6 protein-coding genes and 1 pseudogene are annotated in these 6,777 nt (G+C 64.5%); 6 read left to right on the top strand and 1 reads right to left on the bottom strand.

The features are described 5' to 3' along the window. Window positions 1-35 precede the first annotated feature (35 nt). The 6 genes from AC0L25_RS28515 (at window position 36) to hutC (ending at window position 6,039) form a co-directional block, all read left to right on the top strand. Window positions 36-1,142 (top strand): ABC transporter substrate-binding protein, encoded by a 1,107-nt coding sequence (locus tag AC0L25_RS28515; protein WP_473598533.1) that lies wholly within the window; start codon window positions 36-38, stop codon window positions 1,140-1,142. 66 nt (window positions 1,143-1,208) lie between these two features. Then, window positions 1,209-2,153: an ABC transporter permease gene (locus AC0L25_RS28520; protein ID WP_473598534.1), complete on the top strand. Its 945-nt coding sequence runs from the start codon at window positions 1,209-1,211 to the stop codon at window positions 2,151-2,153. Then, window positions 2,150-2,950 carry an ABC transporter permease gene (locus tag AC0L25_RS28525; protein WP_287098327.1) on the top strand — a complete coding sequence of 267 codons (801 nt, stop codon included), beginning with the start codon at window positions 2,150-2,152 and terminating at the stop codon, window positions 2,948-2,950. The genes AC0L25_RS28520 and AC0L25_RS28525 overlap by 4 nt, the downstream gene beginning before the upstream one ends. A gap of 27 nt (window positions 2,951-2,977) precedes the next feature. Further along, the gene (gene hisD, locus AC0L25_RS28530) at window positions 2,978-4,300 is read left to right on the top strand and encodes a histidinol dehydrogenase (RefSeq protein ID WP_473598535.1); all 1,323 of its coding nucleotides are present in this window, start codon (window positions 2,978-2,980) and stop codon (window positions 4,298-4,300) included. Window positions 4,301-4,306: 6 nt separating this feature from the next. Then, window positions 4,307-5,311: a zinc-dependent alcohol dehydrogenase gene (locus AC0L25_RS28535; RefSeq protein ID WP_473598538.1), complete on the top strand. Its 1,005-nt coding sequence runs from the start codon at window positions 4,307-4,309 to the stop codon at window positions 5,309-5,311. Beyond that, window positions 5,308-6,039, top strand: coding sequence for a histidine utilization repressor (hutC, locus tag AC0L25_RS28540; RefSeq protein WP_473598536.1), 732 nt, complete (start codon window positions 5,308-5,310; stop codon window positions 6,037-6,039). The genes AC0L25_RS28535 and hutC overlap by 4 nt, the downstream gene beginning before the upstream one ends. A gap of 185 nt (window positions 6,040-6,224) precedes the next feature. On the opposite strand, the pseudogene AC0L25_RS28545 reads toward hutC, so the two are convergent. Continuing rightward, window positions 6,225-6,704, bottom strand: a pseudogene (locus AC0L25_RS28545) (SLC13 family permease); the annotation flags it as partial. Window positions 6,705-6,777: the final 73 nt, after the last annotated feature.

A 6,777-nucleotide genomic window follows, 5' to 3' on the forward strand; every position in this document is an offset into this window, starting at 1 on the left:
AACCGGAAACCGGTCAAACCCAGAGGAGAATGCAGATGAAGCGCTTCAAGCCGACATTATCCCATCTTTCCCGCAGAACCTTCCTTCAGGCCACAGCCGCGCTCGGCGGCGCCTCGGTGCTCGGCCTGCGCGGCGCCTATGCGCAGGAACCGGAAAAGCCGGCGGAGATCATCGTGCGCGCCTGGGGCGGCAGCTGGGTGGACAGCCTGAAGGCCGGCGTGTCCGACAGCTTCACCAAAATGACGGGGATTGCCGTCCGTCACGACCTGACCGAAGACAACGAGATCCAGCCAAAGGTCTGGGCGGCCGTGGCGCAAAACCGCGTCCCGCCGATCCACATCAACTGGGACACCACCACCAATGCCACGAAGTCGGCATTGCGCGGGGTCACGGAAGACCTCTCCGACCTGCCGAACCTCGCCAATGTGACGGACCTTGCCAAGCCGGCCGGCCTGGAAGGCTTCCCGATCGTCAACACCTACGGCTATGTCTATGTGCTTGCCTATCGGCCTGCGGCATTCCCGGACGGACCGCCGAAGTCCTGGAAAGACCTGCTCGACCCGAAGTTCAAGGGCCGGCTTGCCTTTTACAATGACGGCATCGGCTTCCATTTCCCAGCCCAGGTCGCCGGTGGCGGCAAGCTGGAGGACATACCCGGCAACATGCAGCCGGCTTGGGATTTCATCACCAAGATGAAGGCGCAGCAGCCGCTGCTCGGCGAGGATCCCGACTTCACCACCTGGTTCCAGAACGGCGAGATCGACGCCGCCTGCACCATCTCGACCAACGCCCGAGAGGCCCGCAAGAACGGCGTGAAAATCGAATGGGTCGTGCCGGAGGAGGGTGCGAAATTCGACACGGATGGTCTGTGGATTCCCAAGGGCCTGCCGGAAAACGAACTCTACTGGGCCAAGCAGTACATCAACCATGCGCTGACCAAGGAAGCGCAGCAGGTCTGGCTGGATGGGCTTGGTTTGCCGGGTGTGGTGCCGGGCCTCACCCCGCCGAAGGATCTGGTGGGCGATCCGTCCTATCCGACCACCGAAGCGGATTTTAAGCGCCTCATCCGCATCTCGTCGAAGATCCAGGTCGAGAATGAGAGCGAGTGGTTTTCCAAGTTCAAGGCGATCATGCAGGGCTGACGCGGGGCGGCCGGTGCTGCGCATGCGCGGCACCGGCTCCTTCACGTTGTCGGGTACGGACTTTTTATGCGGGCAACCAAGACAGCCTATCCCCTCAAATGGCGCACCATGGATGCGCTGGAAGGCGTTGCCGCCGCCATCTGGCCGGCGCGGTTCCGGCGCGCTACGCCCTATCTGATGCTGCTTCCGGCGGTGCTGCTTGTCGGACTGCTCGTGCTCGGTCTCATCCAGATCGCGGATGCAAGCCTGCGCACGCTCGACACCACCACCTTCCAATTCTCGAACGACTATTCCATCGCCAATTTCCGCCGCGCACTGACGGAGCCGCTGTTCCTCGTTGTCGCGCAGCGCAGCCTCGTTGCCGCCCTGATCGTCACCGCAGTGACGCTCGTCTTCGCCTTTCCCTACGCCTATCTGATGGTGCGCACGCGTTCGCCAGGACTGCGCAAATTCCTGCTGATTGCGCTGTTCCTGCCCTTCTTCATCGGCCAGGTTGTGCGTGCCTATGGCTGGCTGATCATCCTGGGCAATCAGGGCATGGTAAACGAGGCGCTCGGCCTTGTCGGGGTCGCCCCTATGCGGCTCATCTACAACTATCCCGCCGTGCTGTTCGGCCTCGTCCAGTACATGCTGCCGTTTGCCGTGCTGATGCTTGCGCCGGCACTCACAGCCATTCCCGAAGAGCTGGAGGCGGCCGCTGGATCGCTCGGTGCGAACTGGGTTCGCACGTTCATCCATGTCGTGTTGCCACTCGCTCGTCCGGGCTTCATCGGCGCCGGAGTGGTGGTGCTGACGCTTTCGCTAACCGATTTCGCAGTCCCCGCGATCCTTGGCGGCGGCTCGCAGGACTTCATCGCCAACGCCATCTACGATCAGTTCTTCCGAACGTCCGATCAGGGCCTGGGCGCGACGCTGGCACTTATGCTGGTCGCGATGGGGTCAATCCTTGTCGGCCTCGTGTTCGCGCTGTTCGGAGCCGGAACGCTTGCGATGGGGAGGTCACGGGTGTGAGCGGCTCGCGCAGCAAATCCGTTGTCTTGTGGACCCTGGTTACGATCGCCCTGGTGACGCTTTCGGCGCCGACCATCGTCGTGCTCGGCGCTTCCTTCACCGGCGGCAACATCATCACGTTTCCGCCGGACGGGCTGTCGCTGCGGTGGTACGCGCGCATCTCGCAGGCCTCCGACCTGCGCAACGCTTTCCTGCGCACGCTCCATGTCGCAACGGTCTGTACGATCGTTGCCATTCCCGTGGGCACGCTGGCTGGCATCGCGCTGGCGAAATATGCTGTGCGTTTTGAGAAGACGATCCAGATCTATCTGCTGCTGCCCTTCACCATCCCGCTGATCGGATCGGGCATCGGCCTCATGCTGATTTTCGGCAACGCCGGCATTCTCGGCCAGCTCTGGCCGGTCGGCATCGCCTGCTGCGTCATCAACCTTCCCTTCATGATCTGGGCGGTCACGGCGAGTGCCACCGGACTTGACCCGGACCTGGAACTGGCCGCCGCCAACTGCGGCGCGCCGCCGCTCCAGGTGTTCTTCTCCGTCACCTTGCCGGCGGTTATGCCGGGGGTGATCACCGGCTCGCTGCTAATGTTCATCCTTGCGCTCAACGAGTTCCTGGTCAGCCTGCTGCTCGTCGATGCGCGCATCGTGACGCTGCCGGTGCTAATCTACAATTCCATCCGCTCGATCATCACACCGGACCTTGCGGCGATCTCCGTGGTCTTCATCGCCTGCTCGGCTGTCGCCATCTTCCTGCTCGACAGGCTGGTCGGGCTCGACATCTTCCTGAAATCGAAATGAGGCCTGCCGGGCGCAAAGGGAAATCCTATGCCAAACGTATCGTTCCACGACTTGAGCCAGATCGACGCCGCAAGTCGTGCGGCATTAATGCGACGCTCAGAGACCGATCTCTCTGGCTTTATGGAGAAGGCCGCACCGATCATAGAGGCGGTCCGAACAGAAGGTGACGCCGCGCTCGTCCGCTTCGCCCGCGACTTTGACAAGGCAGATCTCGATGCCGCGCGGCTGAAGGTCCGCCCCGCCGAGTTCGACGTCGCCCTCGGCATGGTGGACGAGGACGTGGTCGCCGCCATTCGCTTCGGCATCGACAACATCCGCCATTTCCACGAAGAGCAGAAGCCGGAAGCCATGTGGCTTAAGGAAATGCGGCCCGGCGCCTATGCCGGGGACCGCTTCACGCCGATCCGCTCGGTGGCGCTCTATGTCCCGCGCGGCAAGGGGGCGTTCCCTTCGGTGACAATGATGACCGCAGTGCCCGCCGTCGTGGCGGGCGTCCCGGAGCTTGCTATCATGACGCCGCCGGCGCCGGATGGTTCGGTGGACGCAGCGACACTGGTTGCGGCGCGCCTTGCCGGCGTCGAGACGGTCTACAAATGCGGCGGCGCGCAGGCGGTCGCTGCGGTCGCCTACGGCACGGAAACGATCAAGGCCGCGCTCAAGATCGTCGGTCCAGGCAGCCCCTGGGTGGTTGCGGCCAAGCGGCTGCTTGCCGGAGTCATCGATCCCGGCCTTCCCGCCGGTCCGTCCGAAGCGATCATCCTCGCCGACGACAGTGTGCATGGCGGACTGGCCGCGCTCGACCTCCTCATCGAGGCGGAGCACGGGCCGGACTCGTCGGCCTATCTGGTGACCCACAGCCGCCGCGTGGCGGAGGAGGCACTGGCGGCGCTGCCGGAGCACTGGGCGCGCATGACCGAGCAGCGGGTCGCGTTCTCCACCGCGGTGCTGACCGGCGCCTGTGGCGGCATCGTGCTGACGACGTCGATCGAGGAGAGCTACCGCTTCATCAACGACTACGCACCAGAGCATCTGGAGATACTCTCCACCGATCCCTTCGCACACCTTGGCCACATCACCGAAGCCGCCGAGATCCTGATGGGGCCGCACACGCCGGTCTCGATCGGCAATTTCGGGCTGGGCCCCAACGCCGTGCTGCCGACCAGCCGCTGGGCGCGTACTTGTGGACCGCTCTCGGTCACGGATTTCGTCAAGCGCACTTCGATCGGCTACGTGACGGCGGCGGCCTATCCGGAATTCGCCCGCCATGCCCGCACACTTGCCCGCTATGAAGGCTTCTCCTCGCATGAACACGCCGTCTCCGACGTGCGCGACCGATATCTGGTGCGGTAGCGGATGATGAAGGCGGCCAGACTCCATGCGGCGGGCGATCTGCGGGTTGAGGATGTACCATCTCCCGGCGAACCAGGCCCCGGCTGGGTGCGGCTCAGGGTGACGGCCGCCGGCATCTGCGGCTCCGACCTCCATAACTTCCGTACTGGTCAGTGGATCAGCCGCGCGCCGAGCGTCGTTGGACATGAGTTCGCCGGTGAAGTCACCGCCGTGGGGGCCGGCGTGTCCCAGTTGGCCTGCGGAGACCGGGTGGTCGCCGATTCGCGTTTCTGGTGCGGCGAATGTCCTGCTTGCCGGGCCGGCCTGCACAATGTCTGTGCCACACTGGGCTTTATAGGCGAGGTCTGCGACGGCGGCTTCGCGGAAGAGACGGAGCTGCCGGCGCGGCTGCTCCTGCATCACGACCCGGCGCTCGATCCCGCGATAGCGGCTATGGCGGAACCGCTGGCGGTCGCCCTGCACGCGGTTCGGCGGCTGTCGGCGCCAGCCGGGGCGCCGGTGCTTATCGCCGGTTGCGGCCCGATCGGCGGGCTGGCTGCGTTGCTCCTGTCGCGGCACGGCGAGAGGCCGGTGCTGGTCGCCGACCGCAATGCGGCGCGTGCGGATCTTGTGGCCGACGTGAGCGGCGCGACCGTCGTCGACCTGGACGCCCTGCCCTCCGATCCCAACCTGCGCCATGCCATCGACGCGACGGGAAACGTGGCGGTGATGGCGCGGCTGCTCGATCTTTTGGCCGGCGGTGGCACGCTGGCGCTGGTCGGCATCTCGCATGGCCGCCTCGACCTCGACCCCAACCTCCTGGTCGAACGCGAGATCGCGCTGGTCGGCTGCCACGCCTTCGCCGACGAGTTTGCGCCGGCCGTCGCGATGCTTGGTGATCTCGCCCCCGCGCTGTCGCGCTTCGTGTCCGAAGAGATCGCGATCGATGAAATCCCCGCCGCCTACCAGCGCCTGATCGCAGGCGCGAGCGGCGGCCTGAAGACCATCGTCCGAATGGAGAGAGGGCGATGATCAAGCTTCCCGAAACCGCCGGACCGCTCTACGAAAAGGTCAAGGACTACGTGCTTGGCAACATCGGCAGCGGCAAATGGCCGAAGGACCGCAGGCTGCCTTCCGAAAACGAACTGGTCAGCGCGCTCGGCGTCTCGCGCATGACCGTGCACCGGGCGCTGAGGGAACTGACCTCGGAAGGCCACCTCCTGCGCATCCAGGGCGTAGGCACCTTCGTGGCGCCGCCGAAACCGCAATCTGCCCTCATCGAAATCAGGAACATCGCCGGCGAGATCGCCGCGCGCGGTGGACGCCACAGGGCTGAGGTCGTCGTGCTCGAGAAGATCCGAGACCCGGCACTGGACCTCATTGTCGCCTTCGAGTTCATGCGCCGCAGACCGGTCGCCCATTCGATCATCGTGCATTTCGAGGACGATGTGCCCGTCCAGCTTGAGGAACGCTTCGTCAATTCGGCTCTCGCACCGGACTACCACCGGCAAAATTTTGTCGCGACCACCACCTACGACTATCTGCAGCGGGCGACGCCGCTGACGGAAGTGGAGCACGTGATCTCGGCCGTCGCCGCCGACGAGGTGGCCGCCGGCCGTTTGATGATCCGGCCAGGCGCCCCCTGCCTGCTCCTGCATCGGCGGACCTGGTCAGGCGCGGCGGTCGCCACCGTCAACAAGCTCATCTACGTCGGCAGCCGCTATTCGCTGGGCAGCCGCTACGCGCCCTCGCCCGCATGAGCGGGGTCACGTAGCCGAGCCGGGCGGGGCACCCTATCCAACGGCTGCTTGGAATCAGTTCTGCCTGCGCCGCCGTTTTTCTTGTTGACGCCGACCAGATCAGGTTCGGGATCCAGCCTGGCCGCCGGTCAAATTGCACCGGAACGGCCAGACTGATTGGGAATGTCCGGGAAGCGGCCGACCGTTCAAACTACCCCGGGGACCACGAAAACCAGCCAGGCGATGACAGGACCGATGATGGCGATGAGCGCGCTGTAGATCAGCAACGTCTTCAGCACGCTCTCGCGCTCTTCTTCCCGGGCATTGGCGACGACCAGCGCACCGTTGGTCGAAAACGGACTGGTGTCAACGATGGTTGTGGAGATCGCGATCGCGGCAACCACACCTATGGCACTGATCTGTTCCTGCAGGAGGAACGGCACGGCCAGTGGAATGATGGCTCCCAGCAATGCCGTGGACGAGGCGAATGCCGATACAATGGCGCCGGTGAAGCAGAGGAGGAGTGCAACCAGCAGCGGCATGCCCAGGCTTGAAATGCCCTGCGCGACGTAGTCGATCGTGCCGATCTTCTCCATGACGCCGACATAGGTGATGATGCCGGCGATCTGGAGCACCGTCGACCAGCTGACCTTGTCGATCGCTGCCTTCTGGGTCTTCGGCGCTAGAGCACGTCCTGTTTAATCCGGTTCATATCCTGCGGCTTTGAAGTAATTGGCACATTCGGCTGGGGTGAAGAGG

The sequence above is a fragment of the Mesorhizobium sp. WSM4813 genome (assembly GCF_055811555.1).

Excerpts from the sequence above, each read along its gene's own strand:
- AC0L25_RS28515 (WP_473598533.1), top strand. The coding sequence starts at position 36 with ATGAAGCGCTTCAAGCCGACATTATCCCATCTTTCCCGCAGAACCTTC.
- AC0L25_RS28520 (WP_473598534.1), top strand. The coding sequence starts at position 1,209 with ATGCGGGCAACCAAGACAGCCTATCCCCTCAAATGGCGCACCATGGAT.
- hisD (WP_473598535.1), top strand. The coding sequence starts at position 2,978 with ATGCCAAACGTATCGTTCCACGACTTGAGCCAGATCGACGCCGCAAGT.
- AC0L25_RS28535 (WP_473598538.1), top strand. The coding sequence starts at position 4,307 with ATGAAGGCGGCCAGACTCCATGCGGCGGGCGATCTGCGGGTTGAGGAT.
- hutC (WP_473598536.1), top strand. The coding sequence starts at position 5,308 with ATGATCAAGCTTCCCGAAACCGCCGGACCGCTCTACGAAAAGGTCAAG.